17 protein-coding genes are annotated in these 18,148 nt (G+C 56.9%); 15 read left to right on the top strand and 2 right to left on the bottom strand.

Features of this window, described 5'->3' with window-relative positions; translation table 11 throughout:
- Window positions 1-4 precede the first annotated feature (4 nt).
- The 9 genes from pdxB to purF all read left to right on the top strand — a co-directional run bounded on the left by pdxB (window position 5) and on the right by purF (window position 9,149).
- A complete protein-coding gene (gene pdxB, locus K7B04_RS22400; RefSeq protein WP_163448751.1) occupies window positions 5-1,132 on the top strand; it encodes a 4-phosphoerythronate dehydrogenase PdxB in 1,128 nt (375 codons plus the stop codon).
- Between the two features lie 63 nt (window positions 1,133-1,195).
- The gene (locus tag K7B04_RS22395; protein WP_163448750.1) at window positions 1,196-2,209 is read left to right on the top strand and encodes an aspartate-semialdehyde dehydrogenase; all 1,014 of its coding nucleotides are present in this window, start codon (window positions 1,196-1,198) and stop codon (window positions 2,207-2,209) included.
- Complete coding sequence (gene truA, locus K7B04_RS22390; RefSeq protein ID WP_163448749.1) at window positions 2,209-3,021, top strand: tRNA pseudouridine(38-40) synthase TruA; 813 nt, start codon at window positions 2,209-2,211, stop codon at window positions 3,019-3,021. Before K7B04_RS22395 ends, truA begins: the two co-directional genes overlap by 1 nt.
- Before the next feature lie 24 nt (window positions 3,022-3,045).
- A complete protein-coding gene (locus K7B04_RS22385; RefSeq protein ID WP_064543809.1) occupies window positions 3,046-3,705 on the top strand; it encodes a DedA family protein in 660 nt (219 codons plus the stop codon).
- 196 nt (window positions 3,706-3,901) lie between these two features.
- Complete coding sequence (accD, locus tag K7B04_RS22380; RefSeq protein WP_163448748.1) at window positions 3,902-4,816, top strand: acetyl-CoA carboxylase, carboxyltransferase subunit beta; 915 nt, start codon at window positions 3,902-3,904, stop codon at window positions 4,814-4,816.
- A 70-nt stretch (window positions 4,817-4,886) separates the two neighbouring features.
- Window positions 4,887-6,155, top strand: coding sequence for a bifunctional tetrahydrofolate synthase/dihydrofolate synthase (gene folC / locus K7B04_RS22375; protein WP_163448747.1), 1,269 nt, complete (start codon window positions 4,887-4,889; stop codon window positions 6,153-6,155).
- Window positions 6,145-6,822: a cell division protein DedD gene (gene dedD / locus K7B04_RS22370; RefSeq protein WP_223803057.1), complete on the top strand. Its 678-nt coding sequence runs from the start codon at window positions 6,145-6,147 to the stop codon at window positions 6,820-6,822. Before folC ends, dedD begins: the two co-directional genes overlap by 11 nt.
- A 287-nt stretch (window positions 6,823-7,109) precedes the next feature.
- Window positions 7,110-7,598: a colicin V production protein gene (gene cvpA / locus K7B04_RS22365; protein ID WP_064543815.1), complete on the top strand. Its 489-nt coding sequence runs from the start codon at window positions 7,110-7,112 to the stop codon at window positions 7,596-7,598.
- Between the two features lie 33 nt (window positions 7,599-7,631).
- Window positions 7,632-9,149, top strand: a complete 1,518-nt coding sequence (gene purF / locus K7B04_RS22360; protein ID WP_064543817.1) for an amidophosphoribosyltransferase — start codon at window positions 7,632-7,634, stop codon at window positions 9,147-9,149.
- A 102-nt stretch (window positions 9,150-9,251) separates the two neighbouring features.
- Here purF and K7B04_RS22355 read toward each other — a convergent pair whose 3' ends face one another.
- Window positions 9,252-11,219: a beta-L-arabinofuranosidase domain-containing protein gene (locus K7B04_RS22355; RefSeq protein WP_223803056.1), complete on the bottom strand. Its 1,968-nt coding sequence runs from the start codon at window positions 11,217-11,219 to the stop codon at window positions 9,252-9,254.
- A 7-nt stretch (window positions 11,220-11,226) separates the two neighbouring features.
- Window positions 11,227-12,630: an MFS transporter gene (locus tag K7B04_RS22350; RefSeq protein WP_167575335.1), complete on the bottom strand. Its 1,404-nt coding sequence runs from the start codon at window positions 12,628-12,630 to the stop codon at window positions 11,227-11,229.
- Window positions 12,631-12,975: 345 nt separating this feature from the next.
- Here K7B04_RS22350 and K7B04_RS22345 point away from each other — a divergent pair, with 345 nt between their 5' ends.
- The 6 genes from K7B04_RS22345 (at window position 12,976) to K7B04_RS22320 (ending at window position 18,145) form a co-directional block, all read left to right on the top strand.
- Window positions 12,976-13,989: a LacI family DNA-binding transcriptional regulator gene (locus tag K7B04_RS22345; RefSeq protein WP_163448743.1), complete on the top strand. Its 1,014-nt coding sequence runs from the start codon at window positions 12,976-12,978 to the stop codon at window positions 13,987-13,989.
- 41 nt (window positions 13,990-14,030) lie between these two features.
- The gene (locus K7B04_RS22340) at window positions 14,031-14,600 is read left to right on the top strand and encodes a UbiX family flavin prenyltransferase (RefSeq protein WP_163448742.1); all 570 of its coding nucleotides are present in this window, start codon (window positions 14,031-14,033) and stop codon (window positions 14,598-14,600) included.
- A gap of 294 nt (window positions 14,601-14,894) precedes the next feature.
- Window positions 14,895-15,677: a lysine/arginine/ornithine ABC transporter substrate-binding protein ArgT gene (gene argT, locus K7B04_RS22335; RefSeq protein WP_163448741.1), complete on the top strand. Its 783-nt coding sequence runs from the start codon at window positions 14,895-14,897 to the stop codon at window positions 15,675-15,677.
- A gap of 221 nt (window positions 15,678-15,898) precedes the next feature.
- Window positions 15,899-16,681 (top strand): histidine ABC transporter substrate-binding protein HisJ, encoded by a 783-nt coding sequence (gene hisJ, locus K7B04_RS22330; RefSeq protein WP_163448740.1) that lies wholly within the window; start codon window positions 15,899-15,901, stop codon window positions 16,679-16,681.
- 64 nt (window positions 16,682-16,745) lie between these two features.
- Window positions 16,746-17,432, top strand: coding sequence for a histidine ABC transporter permease HisQ (locus tag K7B04_RS22325; RefSeq protein ID WP_064543826.1), 687 nt, complete (start codon window positions 16,746-16,748; stop codon window positions 17,430-17,432).
- A complete protein-coding gene (locus tag K7B04_RS22320; RefSeq protein ID WP_064543828.1) occupies window positions 17,429-18,145 on the top strand; it encodes an ABC transporter permease in 717 nt (238 codons plus the stop codon). Before K7B04_RS22325 ends, K7B04_RS22320 begins: the two co-directional genes overlap by 4 nt.
- Window positions 18,146-18,148: the final 3 nt, after the last annotated feature.

Raw genomic sequence — 18,148 nt, 5'->3', positions numbered from 1 at the left:
AACCGTGAAAATCCTCGTTGATGAAAATATGCCCTACGCCCGCGAACTTTTTAGCCGTTTGGGTGAGGTTAAGGCTGTCCCCGGCCGCCCGATCCCGACCGAGGCGTTAACCGATGCCGATGCGCTGATGGTCCGCTCGGTGACAAAGGTGAATGAAGCGCTGCTGGGCGATAAGGCGATTAAGTTCGTTGGCACCGCGACGGCGGGCACCGATCACGTCGATCAGGCGTGGCTGGAACAGGCAGGGATTGGTTTCTCCGCCGCACCGGGGTGTAACGCGATTGCGGTCGTTGAGTACGTATTTTCTGCGCTGTTGATGCTGGCCGAGCGCGACGGTTTTGCGCTGGCTGACCGCACCGTGGGTATTGTTGGCGTGGGTAACGTAGGCGGACGCCTGCAAAAACGGCTGGAAGCCCTGGGCATCAAAACGCTGCTCTGCGATCCGCCACGCGCCGACAACGGCGAAGAGGGCGATTTCCGTTCGTTGGACGAGCTGGTGGCGCAGGCCGACGTGCTGACTTTCCACACGCCGCTGTATAAAGATGGCCCGTATAAGTCGCTGCATCTGGCCGACGAGGCGCTGATTGCCAGCCTGAAGCCGGGCGCTATTCTGATCAACGCTTGCCGTGGTCCGGTGGTGGATAACGCCGCGCTGCTGAAATGCCTGAACGCCGGGCAGCAGCTGAGCGTGGTGCTCGACGTCTGGGAGCCGGAGCCGGATCTCAACCTGGCGCTGCTGGATAAAGTCGACCTCGGCACTTCGCATATTGCGGGCTACACCCTGGAAGGGAAAGCGCGTGGCACCACCCAGGTGTTTGAAGCCTATAGCCAGTTTATCGGTCAGCCGCAGGAAGTGGCGCTTTCGTCGCTGCTGCCCGCGCCGGAATTCGGACGGATTAGCCTGCACGGCCCCCTCGATCAGCCTACGCTGAAAAGACTGGTGCATTTGGTGTATGATGTGCGCCGCGATGACGCGCCGCTGCGGAAAGTGGCGGGGATCCCGGGTGAATTCGACAAGCTGCGCAAAAATTACCTTGAGCGTCGCGAATGGTCATCGCTGACCGTCGAGTGCGATGACGCCGACGCGGCCGCGCTGCTGCAAAAACTCGGGTTTAACGCCGTACACGGTTAATGTCTTCTTAATGCCTCTGCCGGATACTCCGGCAGAGCCGCTTTTTTTCTGGAGTAAATCACCATGTCTGAAGGCTGGAATATTGCCATCCTGGGCGCAACCGGCGCCGTAGGCGAAGCCCTGCTTGAAACCCTTGCTGAACGTCAGTTCCCGGTGGGTGATATCTACGCGCTGGCGCGCACCGACAGCGCGGGCGAACATCTGCGTTTTAACGGTAAATCGGTAAGAGTGCAGGATGCGGCGGAGTTTGACTGGACGCAGGCGCAGCTGGCGTTCTTCGCGGCTGGCGTGGAAGCCAGCGCCACCTACGTTGAAGAGGCCACTAACGCCGGCTGTCTGGTTATCGATCTTAGCGGCCTGTTTGCGCTGGAGCCGGACGTACCGCTGGTGGTGCCGGAGGTGAACCCATTTGTGCTGGCCGATTATCGCAACCGTAATGTGATTGCGGTGGCGGACAGCCAGACCAGCCAACTGCTGGCCGCGCTGAAGCCGCTGATTGATGACGGCGGCCTGTCGCGCATCAACGTGACCAGCCTGATCTCCGCCTCGGCGCACGGTAAAAAAGCCGTCGACGCGCTGGCCGGGCAGAGCGCCAAGCTGTTGAACGGTATTCCAATCGATGAAGATGATTTCTTTGGCCGCCAGCTGGCGTTCAACATGTTGCCGATGCTGCCGGATCGTGAAGGCGCGGTGAGCGACGAGCGTCGCATTGTTGATCAGGTGCGTAAAATCATGCAGGACGACGCTCTGATGATCTCCGCCAGTTGCATTCAGTCGCCGGTGTTCTACGGTCATGCGCAGATGGTGACGTTTGAAGCCATGCGTCCGCTGTCGGCGGAAGAGGCGCGAGACGCCTTTGCGCGCGGCGAAGATATTGTGCTGTCAGAAGAGCGCGAATTCCCGACTCAGGTCGGTGATGCCACCGGTAGCGCTCATCTGTCCGTGGGCTGTGTGCGTAACGATTACGGCATGCCGGAGCAGGTTCAGTTCTGGTCGGTGGCGGATAACGTTCGCTTTGGCGGCGCGCTGATGGCGGTGAAAATCGCTGAGAAACTGGTGCAGGAGTATCTGTACTGATGTCTGAAATGGAGCAACTGCCGGTCTATCGAATTGCGCTGGGCATTGAGTACGACGGCAGCAAATACTACGGCTGGCAGCGGCAAAACGAAGTGCGCAGCGTGCAGGAGAAGCTGGAAAAGGCGCTTTCGCAGGTGGCTAACGAACCGATTAATGTCTTCTGCGCCGGTCGCACTGACGCAGGCGTACACGGGACCGGCCAGGTCGTGCACTTCGACACTCATGCCGTACGTAAAGATGCGGCGTGGACGCTCGGCGTAAATGCGAATTTACCTGGTGACATTGCGGTGCGTTGGGTGAAAGCTGTGCCCGACGATTTTCACGCGCGTTTTAGCGCGACGGCGCGCCGCTATCGCTACGTGATTTACAACCACCGGCTGCGTCCGGCGGTGCTGGGGCAGGGGGTAACGCACTATCACCAGCCGCTGGATGCCGAGCGGATGCATCGCGCGGCGCAAAGCCTGCTGGGCGAAAACGACTTTACTTCGTTTCGCGCGGTGCAGTGTCAGTCGCGCACGCCGTGGCGTAACGTTATGCACATTAATGTGACGCGTTACGGCGCTTATATTGTGGTGGACATTAAAGCAAACGCCTTTGTTCACCATATGGTAAGGAACATTGTTGGCAGCCTGATGGAAGTTGGCGCAGGAAACCAGCCGGAGAGCTGGATTGCAGAATTGCTGGCGGCAAAAGACAGGACGCTTGCCGCCGCAACGGCGAAAGCGGAAGGGTTGTATCTGGTGGCGGTGGACTACCCCGCGCACTTTGCGCTGCCTTCCGTGCCGATGGGCCCGCTATTCCTGGCGGACTAACGTAGTCATTTGGGGCTAAACAATATGGATCTTATCCGTTTTTTAATTGATTTCATTCTGCACATTGACGTGCACCTGGCGGAGCTGGTCGCGCAGTATGGCGTCTGGGTGTATGCCATTCTGTTCCTGATTCTGTTCTGTGAAACGGGGCTGGTGGTAACACCATTCCTGCCGGGCGACTCGCTGCTGTTTGTCGCCGGGGCACTCTCCGCGCTGCCGACGAACGACATCAACGTGCATGTGATGGTTGTGCTGATGGTGATTGCGGCGATTGTCGGCGATGCGGTGAACTACACCATTGGCAGGCTGTTCGGCGAGAAGCTGTTCAGCAATCCGGACTCGAAAATTTTCCGTCGCAGCTACCTGGATAAGACCCATGCCTTCTACGATAGACATGGTGGAAAAACCATTATTCTGGCGCGATTTGTCCCCATCGTCAGAACATTCGCGCCTTTTGTGGCGGGAATGGGTCACATGTCCTATCGTCATTTTGCGCTCTATAACGTCGCGGGCGCGCTGCTGTGGGTGCTGCTGTTCACCTACGCGGGCTATCTGTTCGGCGACCTGCCGGTGGTACAAGAGAACCTGAAGCTGCTGATTGTGGCGATCATCGTTCTGTCGGTGCTGCCGGGGGTAATCGAAGTGATCCGTCACCGTCGCAAGGCGGCAAAACAGGCAAAATAAACCCTGCACGCGGGGCACGATTCAGCCGTGCCCTGTTACGACATGTTTCGCGGTTCGACCACTTTTTTATGCCAAGTTTCGGGCTGTTATGTTTTAATGTGCAACATTCATGGTCTATGAAGGGGAAAAGTGGCATTATGCGCGGCCCCTTAATGGCAAAACTGGCATCGACCAGGTTCAGGCAGAAAGGTTATCAATGAGCTGGATTGAACGAATTAAAAGCAACATCACACCTACCCGCAAGGCGAGCATCCCGGAAGGGGTATGGACCAAGTGCGATAGCTGTGGTCAGGTTTTGTATCGCGCCGAGCTGGAGCGTAACCTCGAGGTTTGCCCGAAGTGCGATCACCACATGCGTATGTCAGCGCGTAATCGCCTGCATAGCCTGTTGGATGAAGGGTCCCTGGTAGAACTGGGTAGCGAACTTGAGCCGAAAGACGTGCTGAAGTTCCGTGACTCTAAAAAGTATAAAGATCGTCTGGCATCCGCTCAGAAAGAGACGGGTGAGAAAGACGCGCTGGTGGTCATGAAGGGCACCCTGCATGACATGCCGGTTGTCGCTGCGGCCTTCGAGTTCTCCTTTATGGGTGGCTCTATGGGTTCCGTGGTTGGCGCGCGCTTTGTGCGTGCCGTTGAGCAGGCGCTGGAAGACAACTGCCCGCTGATCTGCTTCTCCGCATCCGGCGGCGCGCGCATGCAGGAAGCGCTGATGTCCCTGATGCAGATGGCGAAAACCTCTGCTGCGCTGGCGAAAATGCAGGAACGCGGTTTACCGTATATTTCCGTGCTGACCGACCCAACCATGGGCGGCGTTTCCGCCAGCTTCGCGATGCTGGGCGACCTGAACGTCGCGGAACCAAAAGCGCTGATCGGCTTTGCCGGCCCGCGCGTTATCGAACAGACCGTGCGTGAGAAACTGCCGCCGGGCTTCCAGCGCAGTGAATTCCTCATCGAAAAAGGCGCGATCGACATGATCGTTCGCCGCCCGGAAATGCGTCTGAAGCTGGCCAGTATCCTGGCGAAGCTGATGAACCTCCCGGCACCGAACCCGGACGCGCCGCGCGAAAGCGTGGTGGTACCGCCGGTACCGGATCAGGAACCAGAGGCCTGATGATGTAAAGGGCAGGGCCGGTTGGCGCTGCCCTTTTTGCTATTATTCACCGTTGAAAGTTGCGGGCACCATGGACAAACATCTTATTCCTCAGGCCACGTCGCCCCTGGCTACGTGGCTTTCTTATCTGGAAAACCTCCATTCAAAAACCATCGATCTGGGGCTGGCTCGCGTCAGCCAGGTTGCGGGTTCGCTCGATGTGCTGCAGCCGGCACCGTTTGTTTTCACCGTCGCTGGCACCAATGGCAAAGGCACCACCTGCCGCACGCTGGAAACCATTCTGATGGCGGCGGGCTATAAAGTGGGCGTTTACAGTTCCCCGCATCTGGTGCGCTACACCGAACGTGTCCGCGTACAGGGAGAGGAGCTGGCGGAAAGCGCCCATACGGCTTCGTTTGCCGCGATTGAGGCGGCGCGTGGCGACACCTCGTTAACCTATTTTGAGTACGGCACGCTCTCGGCGCTGTGGTTGTTCAAACAGCAAAACGTTGACGTGGCGATTCTCGAAGTGGGCCTCGGCGGGCGGCTGGACGCCACCAACATTGTTGATGCCAACGTCGCGGTGGTGACCAGTATCGCGCTGGACCACACCGACTGGCTGGGCCCGGATCGTGAAAGCATTGGCCGCGAAAAAGCGGGCGTGTTCCGCGGCGGGCGACCGGCGGTGGTGGGGGAACCTGATATGCCGCTCACAATTGCCGACGTCGCGCAGGAGAAAGGCGCATTGCTGATGCAGCGTGACGTCGACTGGCGCTATACGGTGGGCGAGCACAGCTGGAGCTTTAGCGACGCGCAGGGTGAACTTCGCGAGCTGCCGTTGCCGAATGTCCCGCAACCGAATGCCGCCACCGCGCTGGCCGCGCTGCGCGCCAGTGGGCTTAAGGTGAGCGAAGAGGCTATTCGCGAGGGCATCGCCAGCGCGATTCTACCGGGCCGATTCCAGACCATCCAACTGCAGCCTCGCGTGATTCTCGACGTTGCGCATAACCCGCATGCCGCAGGCTACCTTGCCGGGCGTCTCAAATCATTGCCGAAAACCGGGCGAGTACTGGCGGTTATTGGTATGCTGCATGATAAAGACATTGCCGGTACGCTGGCATGTCTGGAAAGCGTCGTCGACAGCTGGTACTGTGCGCCTCTCGAAGGACCGCGCGGTGCGACAGCAGAGCAGCTGCGCGAACATCTGCGCGCGGGTGCCGTTTATGGCAGCGTGGCGCAGGCGTGGCATGCCGCAATGGCGGACGCCGCGCCGGAAGATACGGTGCTGGTGTGTGGGTCTTTCCACACCGTAGCGCATGTGATGGAAGAGTTAGACGCGGGGAGAGCCGGTGGCAAGTAAGTTTCAGAACCGTCTTGTCGGGACGATAGTGTTGGTTGCTCTGGGGGTCATTGTGCTGCCAGGGCTGCTTGACGGGCAAAAAAAGCATTATCAGGACGAGTTTGCGGCTATCCCGTTGGTCCCTAAACCAGGCGATCGCGATGAACCGGATATGTTGCCGACGGCGACTCAGGCGTTGCCTGCACAGCCGCCGGAAGGCGCAGCGGAAGAAGTTCGGGCAGGCGATGCCGCGGCGCCGTCGCTCGATTCCAGCCGCCTGGCGGTAAACGGTAATGGCGATCTGGAGCAGATCCCACCGACTGCCGAACCGATAAAGCCGAAACCCGTAGAAAAACCGAAGCCGCAGCCGAAGCCGGTGACGGAACAGGTTGCCGCCACGACGCCGCCGCCAAAAGCGGCGCCGGAAGAGAAACCCGCGCCGGTGGGCAAAGCCTACGTGGTGCAGCTTGGTGCGCTGAAGAACGCCGACAAGGTTAACGAAATCGTAGCCAGCCTGCGCGGTGCGGGCTACCACGCTTTCACGTCGCCTTCGACGCCGGTTCAGGGTAAAATCACCCGAATTCTGGTCGGCCCGGATGCTTCGAAAGATAAGCTGAAAGGTTCGCTTGGCGAGCTTAAACAGCTGTCGGGGCTGAGCGGTGTGGTGATGGGGTATACGCCGAACTAAGGCGTGGGGTCTTCCCCTCACCCCGGCCCTCTCCCCAGAGGGGCGAGGGAGAAAGTCGGCGCCAGGCTCATCGACGGCTCCCTACGGTCCCCTCTCCCCTCTGGGGAGAGGGTTAGGGTGAGGGGCCACAAACAACGCCAAAAGCGACCAGAAAAACGATGGCGTTGAATATTTTTTCAGCGCCATTTTTTATTTATGCCAGGGAAGGAAATCCCTACGCAAACGTTTTCTTTTTCTGTTAGAATGCGCCCGAACTGGATGACAGGGCGTAAAATCGTGGGACAAATATGGTCTGGATTGATTACGCCATTATCGCGGTGCTGGGCTTTTCTTGCTTAGTGAGCCTTATCCGTGGCTTCGTTCGTGAAGCGCTATCGTTGGTCACGTGGGGTTGTGCTTTTTACGTAGCCAGCCATTACTACACTGACCTGTCTGTCTGGTTTACGGGCTTTGAAGACGAACGGGTTCGAAATGGGATTGCTATTGCGGCGCTGTTTATCGCGACGCTCATCGTCGGCGCTATCGTCAACTACGTGATAGGTCAGCTGGTGGAGAAGACCGGTTTGTCGGGTACCGACAGGGTATTGGGCGTCTGCTTCGGCGCGCTGCGCGGGGTGCTGATTATCGCCGCTATCCTGTTCTTCCTCGACACTTTTACCGGCATGGCAAAAAGCGAAGACTGGCAGCAGTCGCAGTTTATCCCCTATTTTTCGCCGGTTATCAGATGGTTTTTTGAATACCTTCAAAGCTCGTCAAGTTTCTTGCCCAAAGTATAAGCTTTGGGTCGTTGCTTAACGAGGAAAAGACGTATGTGCGGTATTGTCGGTATCGCCGGTGTCATGCCGGTAAACCAGTCGATTTATGATGCGCTAACGGTGCTGCAGCACCGTGGACAGGATGCCGCTGGCATCATCACCATTGATGCCAACAACTGTTTCCGGTTGCGTAAGGCGAACGGTCTGGTGAGTGATGTCTTTGAAGCCCGCCACATGCAGCGTATGCAGGGCAATATGGGTATTGGCCACGTGCGGTACCCAACGGCGGGTAGCTCCAGCGCCTCTGAGGCTCAGCCTTTCTACGTGAACTCCCCATATGGCATTACGCTGGCGCATAACGGTAACCTGACCAATGCGCACGAGTTACGTCAGAAACTGTTCGAAGAAAAACGCCGCCACATCAACACCACCTCTGATTCAGAAATCCTGCTCAATATCTTCGCCAGCGAGCTGGATAACTTCCGTCATTACCCGCTGGAAGCCGATAACATTTTTGCCGCCATCGCGGCGACCAATCGCCAGATTCGCGGTGCGTACGCCTGTGTGGCAATGATTATCGGCCACGGCATGGTGGCTTTCCGCGACCCGAACGGCATTCGTCCGCTGGTGCTGGGCAAACGTGACGTGGGCGATGGCCGCACCGAGTATATGGTGGCCTCCGAAAGCGTGGCGCTGGATACCCTTGGCTTTGAATTCCTGCGTGATGTTGCGCCGGGCGAAGCGATTTACATCACTGAAAAAGGGCAGCTGTTTACCCGTCAGTGCGCCGATAACCCGGTCAGCAACCCGTGCCTGTTCGAGTACGTTTACTTTGCGCGTCCGGACTCCTTTATCGATAAAATCTCCGTCTACAGCGCCCGCGTGAACATGGGTACCAAGCTTGGCGAGAAGATTGCGCGCGAGTGGGAAGATTTGGATATCGACGTGGTCATTCCAATTCCGGAAACCTCCTGCGATATCGCGCTGGAAATCGCCCGTATTCTGGGTAAACCGTACCGCCAGGGGTTTGTGAAAAACCGCTATGTGGGCCGTACCTTTATCATGCCGGGCCAGCAGCTGCGTCGTAAATCCGTACGCCGCAAGCTGAACGCTAACCGCGCCGAGTTCCGTGATAAGAACGTGCTGCTGGTGGATGACTCCATCGTGCGCGGCACCACCTCTGAGCAGATTATCGAGATGGCGCGTGAAGCCGGGGCGAAGAAGGTTTACCTGGCCTCTGCGGCACCGGAAATTCGTTTCCCGAACGTTTACGGTATCGATATGCCGACCGCTAACGAGCTGATTGCTCACGGGCGTGAAGTGGATGAGATTCGCCAGATCATTGGCGCCGACGGTCTTATCTTCCAGGATCTTGACGATCTGATTGACGCGGTGCGCGCGGAGAACCCGGACATTCAACAGTTTGAATGCTCGGTATTTAACGGTGTGTACGTGACCAAAGACGTTGACCAGACCTATCTCGACTTCCTCGACTCACTGCGTAACGACGATGCGAAAGCCGTTCAGCTGCAGAATGAAGTCGAGAATTTAGAGATGCATAACGAAGGGTAAATCAGGACATGCCGGATGGCGACGCGTCGCGTCTTATCCGGCCTACGGTCCACCCTCGTTGTAGGCCGGATAAGGCGTAGCCGCCCTCCGGCTTTTTTATTGTTACGCCTCGTCCACCCAAATCCGCATTTCGCCCTCGACACGGTTGGCCCAGCTAAACCACGGAATAAAGGTTAAGGTCTGCTTTTCGACCACCGTCTGACGATTATCAAAGCTGTACAGCGGTTTCTCTTCCAGCGCCGTCGGGACACGTAGCCCCTCCGCCTGCAGTAGCACTTTACCTTTCAGTACGCCGACGCCCTGAATTTCGCGAAACGCACTTGTTTTCGGCAGCGACAGGTTGTGCAACTCTGCGCCGTTATCTGCTTCTTCCAGGCAGTAGACCAGCGGCCCGCGCTGAATCGCCACTTTACCGGCAGCGTGGCGCACCAGCGGGTTGGCGTAAACCCGGCGGATGGTCATCGGTAGTTGCAGCGTAATCACGTCGCCTTCCTGCCATTGGCGGTGCAGATGCAAATAGCCTTTGATGGTTTCGCCCTGCGCGGCTTCACCGTTCACTTTTACCTGAGGTGATTCACACCATTCCGGCAGGCGCAGCGCCAGCGTATGTTCAACCGTCTGCGGCTGGCTAAAGCGGATCGTGACCTGCTCATCCCACGGATAGTTGCCCTCAATTTTTAGCGCCAGCGTCCGATCGTTCATCGTGAACTGCGCCTCGCTACCGGCGTAGAAGTTGATAAACAGGGCGTCCTGCCGCGGAGTGAAGAGGTAGTGGCCAATGGCGACCAGCGTGCGGGCGATGTTCGGCGGGCAGCAGGCGCAACCGAACCAGCGCTGGCGAACGGGTTTGATATGGTCGTAAATGTGGTTATGCGGAATGCTTTTCGGGTGCGTTTCCAGTGGGTTAACGTAGAAGAAGTGCTTGCCGTCCAGCGCCATGCCGCCCAGCACCGTGTTGTAGAACGCGCGCTCCATGACGTCGGCGTAGTGGGCGTCGCCCTCCATCTCCAGCATGCGGCGGGCAAACATCATCAGGCCGATGGAGGCGCAGCTCTCGCCGTAGGCGGTGTCGTTCGGCAGGTCGTAATCGCTGGTGAAGGCTTCGCCGATACCCTGCGAGCCAATGCCGCCGGTGATGTACATGCGGCGCTGCACCATATTGTTCCAGATGCGCAGGCAGGTCTGGCGCTTCTCTTCATCCTTAGTCATGCGCGCGATATGCGCCAGGCCGGTCATCAGATATACCGAACGCACCGCGTGGCCGACGGCTTCGTTCTGCTCTGACAGCGGCTTATGCGCGTGGGTATAGCTTTTATCTTTAATCATTCCCGGCCATGCATCGCCCCAGCCGATCCAGTGCCGGGTACCGCCGCGTTTTTCAAACTCAATATCGTAGTAGTACGGCTGCTGGCCGCGCTCCTCGACGAAGAAACGGGCCAGCGCCTGGTATCGCGGTTCCCGGGTGACTTCGTACAGCCGCATCAGCGCCAGCTCGATTTCCGGGTGCCCCGGATAGCCGCGCAGCTGGCCGTCGTTCGGGCCAAAAACGGTGTCGATATGATCGGCAAACCGGCAGGCAATTTCCAGCAGACGGCGCTTACCGGTGGCGTTGAAGAACGCCACGGCGGCTTCGAACAGATGTCCGGCGCAGTACATTTCGTGGCACTCGGCGACGTTGGTCCAGCGCTGGCCCGGCTCTTTAACGGTGTACCAGGTGTTGAGGTAGCCATCTTCGCACTGTGCTTGCGCCAGCAGCTCAATCACTTCATCGGCGGTCTGTTCAAGCCGGGCATCCGGCTTCTGGCTCAGCGACCAGGCAACCGCTTCCAGCCATTTGGTGACGTCACTGTCCTGGAAGACCATGCCGTAAAACTCGCCCTGTTCAAGCCCGGCGGCGATGCGATAGTTCGCCAGCGCATGGCTCGGCTCGGCCTCCGGAAGATTGTCATTAAGCGCTTCCCACTGATAAGGGATCACCACATCGCGGATCAGCCGCTGATATTCGCCCAGAAATGGGTCGGTGACGGTAATACGGTTCAGATCGGCTTCAATCACATCAGACTGCATCATGTTTACCTCAAGAAATGTGTGAATGTCTTTGGTGAAGATCGGTAGAAATACGTTTCATCATCGGGCCGTTCAGACGGCACTTCAGCAGGCACAGGGCGAGGACAAAGTGGAACAGCGCTGGAACCAGGCTTTGCAGCAGGGTAATGCCATGAATAGACGCTGGCGTCTGGTTCCCCAGCCCTGGTTGGTAGGCCACCATGATCAGGATCAGGCTGATAATGCCGCCGGAAGAGGCCCAGGAGAGCTTGATGAAAAAGAGGTTAAAGGCGAAGTTCATGCCGGAGGAGCGCACGCCGGTTTTCCATTCGCCGTAGTCGTCGGCGAAGGCCATAATCGAGAAGTGCAGCGGCAGGGTGAAGCCCTGAATCACGCTGTTAACCGCAATGCAGATCAGCCAGAGTATCTGGAACTGCGGGCCGGTGGGCAGGAAGTACATACCGACGCCGAAAGCGACCAGCACCAGGTTGGTCCAGTAGTACAGACGTACCATATCCACGCGGCGGGAGAGCGGATTGACGATCACCGCGCCAGCGATCCCAGCAATCGTCAGAATGCCGAAGAACAGCGACATGTAGGCCGCACTGCCTTGCAGCACGTAGGAGATAAAATACATATAGCCGCCGCCGCGGATGCACAGAATGTTTACCAGCAGGAACGACATAATGAGCATCATCAGCAGTTGATCGTTTTTACGCAGCCCCTTCAGGTGTTCGCGGAGGGTGAAATTGCCCGCCAGCGATAAGGGGACGCGCTCTTTTACCCAGAAAAAGCACAACAGGAAGAGCACCATGCCGATGGTGCACAGCACGGTTACGCCATACTGATAACCCTTCGCCAGGTTGCCCTGACCAAAGAATTCCACCATCCACGGCAGACCCACGGAGACGAGGAAACCGGCAATGCCGCTTAACACGAAGCGCCAGGACTGACAGGACATCACCTGATCGTGGCGGTTGGTGATGGCGTTAATCAGCGCGCAGTAAGGCACGTTGTTGGCGGTATAGCCGATGGAGAGCAGGAAATAGGTGCCGAACGCCCACGCAATTTTCATGTTTGCGCTCATGTCCGGGACGGTAAACGTCAGGATACCAATCACGCCAAGCGGTACGGCTGTCCACAGCTGCCACGGACGAAAGCGCCCCCAGCGGCTGCGGGTGCGGTCGGCAATCACGCCCATTACCGGGTCGGAAATCGCGTCGAAAATTCGCAGCGTAAAGAACATCGCGCCGACGATAGCCGGGCTGAGCCCAAAGACGTCGGTATAGAAAAAAAGTAAAAAGCCGCTTATCAAATCTGAGATGCAATGCCCGCCAGCATCGCCTAATCCATAGCCTATCTTTTCGCGGGTAGAGAGCGTCTCTCCCGCATCAACGGTCTGGACATCGGTATCCAGGTTATCAGCAATGGTCATAACCAATCCTCGAACAGGGTGTGATGATTCAAAAAGTCATTACGGCGTATCTCTGACGAATTTTTAGTAAATAACTAGCGGCGTTGAGGATAGAACCTGGGCCAGATGTGGGTATATAACGTAGATTTCAAATGGTGAAATTGATCTTGTTTTTACTATAAATAAACTAAAAATAGTGATTATCATCACAATCCGTGTTGAATGGAGAGGGTTTTGCGCCGACAGGAACACATATTGGTACTGAATATTAAAATGTTTAGTAAAAATAAAACTTAAGATTGCAGGGGGGATGACCACGCGTGATACTCTTTGTCCCGTCAGGCCGTTAATGAGGTAAAGCGAAGGATGGTGAAGAAAACCCGAATCAAAGACATTGCCAGCGCGTGCGGCGTCTCGATTGCGGCAGTTTCTCGTGCGCTGAAAGGGCAGCCGGGGCTGAGCGATGAAACGCGACAGCGTATTCTGGCGATTGCCCAGGCGGAAGGGTACGACTTCAGCCGCCTGCGCAGCGGGCGCATCAAGCGGCTGCTGTTTTTGCTGCACCGCGAACACAATATCGCCAGCGCGCTGCCGTTCTACTCCACGGTGATGCTCGGCGTGGCGGACGCCTGCCGTGAAAACGACATCGCGATGAGCTTCCAGCCTATTGGCCCGGAAGACGCGGTGGCGGATCTGATTAATCTGCACCAGCCGGACGCGTTAATCTGCGCGGGATATCTTGAACCTGAGGTATTGGCAGCGTTACGCCAGTCGGCGCTGCCAGTGGCGCTGGTCGATCTGTGGGCGGCCGACTTTCCCTGCGTGAACCCGGATAACTACCACGGCGGCTTTGTGGCAACCCGCCATCTACTGGAGCAGGGGAGAACGCGCATTGCGTTTCTGGGCACGTCTCAGCGCCACTACAGTATTCGCCAGCGCGTCGAGGGCTACCAGCAAGCGTTATTCGATGCCGGTCTGGTTCTGCCCGCGGCCTACCGCATTGAGGTGCCGCCGGTGAAGGATATCGAGCAGGCGCTGGTGGAGGGGATGTCACAGCTGTTGGCGCTGGCGCAGCCGCCGGATGCGATTTTCGCCTACAACGACGTGGCGGCGCTGGTGGCAATGCGCGAATGCGCGCGCCGGGGGATTCGCGTCCCGGAAGACGTGGCGATTGTCGGTTTCGATGATATCGACGCCGCGGCCTGGGCGCATCCGCCGCTGTCGACGGTGGCCGTCGATAAACGTGAGTTGGGGCGTGATGCTTTCCAGTTGTTGCTTGGCGAGGAGAGCGAAAGAAATCTGCTGCTGCCGGTAAGGCTGGTGGCCCGCGAAAGTTCTGTGACCGACGCCAGCGCGTCACGGTTGCGTCTGGCGCCGTAATCCGGCAAAGTTGGCGCCATTACGGATACAAGGCGGTCAGCGTGAAACGACTCATCATTGGAATCTCCGGCGCCAGCGGCGCCATTTACGGCGTGCGTATGCTTGAAGTGCTGCAATCTGTACCGGATGTGGAAACGCATCTGGTGATGAGTCTGGCGGCACGACAGACGCTATCGCTGGAAACGGACCTGTCGCTGCGTGAGGTTCAGGCACTGGCCGACGTCGTACACGACGCGCGGGATATTGCCGCCAGTATCTCCTCCGGTTCGTTCAAAACGGCGGGCATGGCGATTTTACCCTGTTCCATCAAGACCCTTTCCGGCATTGTGAACAGCTACACTGACGGCCTGCTGACGCGCGCTGCCGACGTGGTGCTGAAGGAGCGTCGCCCGTTGGTGCTGTGCGTGCGTGAAACGCCGCTGCATCTGGGGCATTTGCGGCTGATGACTCAGGCGGCAGAGATAGGCGCCGTTATCATGCCGCCGGTGCCGGCGTTCTATCATCGACCACAAACGCTGGATGACGTCATCAACCAGACCGTTAACCGGGTGCTCGATCAGTTCGATATCGCGTTGCCGGACGATCTGTTTACCCGCTGGTCGGGAGCCTGACCGCGCACGAAAAAGCGCGCTTAATGTATCTTTTGCCCTGTTTCAGGGCAAATCTGCAACGCCGATCAAATCCTCGCTATTTAATCATCCCGATTGCATTTTTGTGCTCGATTTATACGCTGCGGCTGATATCTTCCCTCATGTTCACCTCTTGTTATCTTATTGTTAACATATTTAACGTTGTTTGCTGTTATGACGAAAAATATGGCACAGAAGATGCAATGTCAGGTTGGCAAGCACAACACAACATAACTATATCGCAGTTAACAACATCACGATTTAATAGGGGAACGTATGAAGAAGACGGTTCTTGCTCTCTCTTTGCTGCTGGGCCTCAGCAGCGCCGCCAGCGTTTTTGCCGCACTGCCGCAGAGCATTCGCATCGGTACCGATACCACCTACGCACCGTTCTCATCGAAAGATGCCAAAGGCGATTTCATCGGCTTTGATATCGATCTGGGCAACGAAATGTGTAAACGCGCCAGCATCAAGTGCACCTGGGTGGGGAGCGACTTTGACGCACTGATTCCTTCGCTGAAAGCGAAGAAAATCGATGCCATCATCTCTTCATTGTCCATCACGGAAAAACGTCAGCAGGAGATTGCCTTCTCCGACAAGCTGTATGCCGCTGACTCTCGACTGATAGCCGCGAAAGGCTCGGCCATTAAGCCGACGCTGGACGCCCTGAAAGGCAAGCATATTGGCGTGCTGCAGGGATCGACTCAGGAAGCCTATGCTAATGAAAACTGGCGGAGCAAAGGCGTTGACGTGGTTGCTTATCAAAATCAGGACCTGATCTACTCCGATATGGCCGCCGGGCGTCTTGACGCCGCGTTCCAGGACGAAGTGGCCGCCAGCGAAGGCTTCCTCAAACAACCCGCCGGGAAAGATTTTGACTTCGCCGGTCCGTCGGTAAAAGACAAGAAATACTTCGGCGACGGCACGGGCGTTGGGCTACGTAAAGACGACGTTGAGCTGAAAGCGGCGCTGGATAAAGCGCTGGCGGAGCTGCGTGCCGATGGTACCTACGACAAAATGGCGAAGAAATACTTCAACTTTAACGTCTACGGCGACTAAGCGGTCTGAAGTGTCATCATGGTGCATATTTTTATCGATGCACCATGATGGTGCGTTTTTTGCTCGAAAGTTGCGCATGGTTGCATAATTAAGCATTTTTAATGAGAAAAAAGCCAGCCGGAAGGGCAGAATACTTTGCCTTGATGGGCCGAAAGATGGCACGATAACTGCTCAGATAATTTCTAAAAACCCACAAGAATTTCGGTCTGTTGAGGATGATTATGAAAAAACTGGCGTTGTCTTTTTCTCTGGTCTTAGCGCTTGCTTCTGCTTCCAGCGCATTTGCAGCAATTCCGCAAAAAGTACGTATCGGCACTGACCCAACGTACGCACCGTTCGAGTCGAAAAATGCCCAGGGTGAATTAGTGGGTTTTGACATTGATCTGGCAAAAGAGCTCTGTAAGCGCATCCAGGCACAATGTACCTTCGTGGAGAACCCGCTGGACGCACTGATCCCCTCGCTGAAAGCGAAGAAAATCGATGCCATCATGTCATCGCTGTCGATCACGGAAAAACGTCAGCAGGAAATCGCCTTTACCGACAAACTTTATGCCGCCGACTCGCGTCTGGTGGTGAAAAAAGGTTCCCCGGTTACCCCGGACCTCGCCACGCTGAAAGGCAAGCGCGTGGGCGTGCTGCAGGGCACCACCCAGGAAACCTACGGTAACGAGCACTGGGCGCCGAAAGGGATTGAAATCGTCTCCTACCAGGGCCAGGACAATATCTACTCTGACCTGACTGCCGGCCGTATCGACGCGGCGTTCCAGGATGAAGTGGCGGCGAGCGAAGGTTTCCTGAAACAGCCGATCGGCAAAGACTACCAGTTCGGTGGCCCGTCCATTAAAGACGAAAAGCTGTTTGGCGTCGGTACCGGTATGGGCCTGCGTAAAGACGATACCGAACTGCTGAACGCGTTGAACAAGGCGTTTGCTGAAATGCGTGCTGACGGCACCTACGACAAGCTGGCGAAGAAGTACTTCGATTTTAACGTTTACGGCGAATAATCATCACGAGTAACCCATCGCTTCGCACGCACGGGGCGATGGGCGTAAAGACAGGACTGGCAGCATGCTGTACGGGTTTTCACAGGTAATTTTTCAGGGCGCCCTTGTCACCCTTGAGCTGGCTATCAGCTCAGTGGTTCTGGCCGTGCTTATTGGTCTGGTCGGCGCGGGAGCCAAGCTCTCCCGAAATCGCGTACTGGCGTTAATTTTTGAGGGCTACACCACGCTGATTCGTGGGGTGCCCGACCTGGTGCTGATGCTGCTGATCTTTTATGGTCTGCAGATGGTACTTAACCTTATCACCGACTCGCTCGGCATCGGGCAGTTTGATATTGACCCGATGATCGCCGGGATTATCACCCTGGGTTTCATCTACGGTGCCTATTTCACCGAAACCTTCCGCGGCGCCTTTATGGCCGTGCCGAAAGGGCATATTGAGGCCGCGACGGCCTTTGGTTTTACCGGCGGTCAAACCTTCCGTCGTATTCTTTTTCCGGCCATGATGCGTTATGCGCTGCCGGGGATTGGCAACAACTGGCAGGTGATCCTCAAAGCTACCGCGCTGGTGTCGCTGCTGGGGCTGGAAGATGTGGTCAAGGCCACCCAACTGGCCGGCAAGAGCACCTGGGAACCGTTCTATTTTGCCATCGTCTGTGGCTTGATTTATCTGCTATTTACTACCGTTTCCAATGGCGTGTTGCTGCTGCTCGAACGCCGCTACTCCGTGGGCGTGAAGAGGGCTGACCTGTGATTGAGATTATTCAGGAGTACTGGAAAGCGCTGCTGTGGACCGACGGTTACCGCTTTACCGGCGTGGCGATCACCCTGTGGCTGCTGGTGCTGTCAGTGGTGATGGGCGGCATTATGGCGCTGTTTCTCGCCATCGCCCGCGTCTCAAGCAACAAATACATTAAGTTTCCGGTGTGGCTGTTCACCTATATTTTTCGCGGCACGCCGCTGTATGTGCAACTGCTGGTGTTCTATTCCGGGATGTATACGCTGGAGATTGTCAAAGGCACCGAACTGCTGAACGCTTTTTTCCGCAGCGGCCTGAACTGTACGGTGCTGGCCTTAACGCTCAACACCTGCGCTTACACCACCGAGATTTTCGCCGGGGCGATTCGCTCGGTGCCGGCAGGGGAAATCGAAGCGGCGCGCGCCTACGGCTTCTCATCGTTTAAGCTCTACCGCTGCATTATTCTGCCGTCGGCGCTGCGCATCGCGCTGCCTGCCTACAGCAACGAGGTGATCCTGATGCTGCACTCGACGGCGTTGGCGTTCACCGCGACCGTCCCGGATCTGCTGAAAATTGCCCGCGATATCAACTCGGCGACCTATCAGCCGTTTACCGCGTTCGGGATTGCAGCGGTGCTCTATTTGATTATCTCCTATGTGCTGATTCGCCTGTTCCGCAAAGCGGAAAAGCGCTGGTTACAGCATATGAAACCGACTTCTACGCACTGAGAA

Origin of the sequence: Kluyvera sp. CRP, assembly GCF_019930565.1 — a bacterium.
GTDB classification, from domain to species: domain Bacteria; phylum Pseudomonadota; class Gammaproteobacteria; order Enterobacterales; family Enterobacteriaceae; genus Kluyvera; species Kluyvera georgiana_A.
Note: the sequence above shows the minus strand (reverse complement) of the source record. Positions and strands in the feature narration are given on the sequence as shown.

Coding starts and splice junctions, on each gene's coding strand:
- K7B04_RS22395 (WP_163448750.1), top strand. CDS start 1,196: ATGTCTGAAGGCTGGAATATTGCCATCCTGGGCGCAACCGGCGCCGTA.
- truA (WP_163448749.1), top strand. CDS start 2,209: ATGTCTGAAATGGAGCAACTGCCGGTCTATCGAATTGCGCTGGGCATT.
- K7B04_RS22385 (WP_064543809.1), top strand. CDS start 3,046: ATGGATCTTATCCGTTTTTTAATTGATTTCATTCTGCACATTGACGTG.
- accD (WP_163448748.1), top strand. CDS start 3,902: ATGAGCTGGATTGAACGAATTAAAAGCAACATCACACCTACCCGCAAG.
- folC (WP_163448747.1), top strand. CDS start 4,887: ATGGACAAACATCTTATTCCTCAGGCCACGTCGCCCCTGGCTACGTGG.
- cvpA (WP_064543815.1), top strand. CDS start 7,110: ATGGTCTGGATTGATTACGCCATTATCGCGGTGCTGGGCTTTTCTTGC.
- purF (WP_064543817.1), top strand. CDS start 7,632: ATGTGCGGTATTGTCGGTATCGCCGGTGTCATGCCGGTAAACCAGTCG.
- K7B04_RS22355 (WP_223803056.1), bottom strand. CDS start 11,219: ATGATGCAGTCTGATGTGATTGAAGCCGATCTGAACCGTATTACCGTC.
- K7B04_RS22350 (WP_167575335.1), bottom strand. CDS start 12,630: ATGACCATTGCTGATAACCTGGATACCGATGTCCAGACCGTTGATGCG.
- K7B04_RS22345 (WP_163448743.1), top strand. CDS start 12,976: ATGGTGAAGAAAACCCGAATCAAAGACATTGCCAGCGCGTGCGGCGTC.
- argT (WP_163448741.1), top strand. CDS start 14,895: ATGAAGAAGACGGTTCTTGCTCTCTCTTTGCTGCTGGGCCTCAGCAGC.
- hisJ (WP_163448740.1), top strand. CDS start 15,899: ATGAAAAAACTGGCGTTGTCTTTTTCTCTGGTCTTAGCGCTTGCTTCT.
- K7B04_RS22325 (WP_064543826.1), top strand. CDS start 16,746: ATGCTGTACGGGTTTTCACAGGTAATTTTTCAGGGCGCCCTTGTCACC.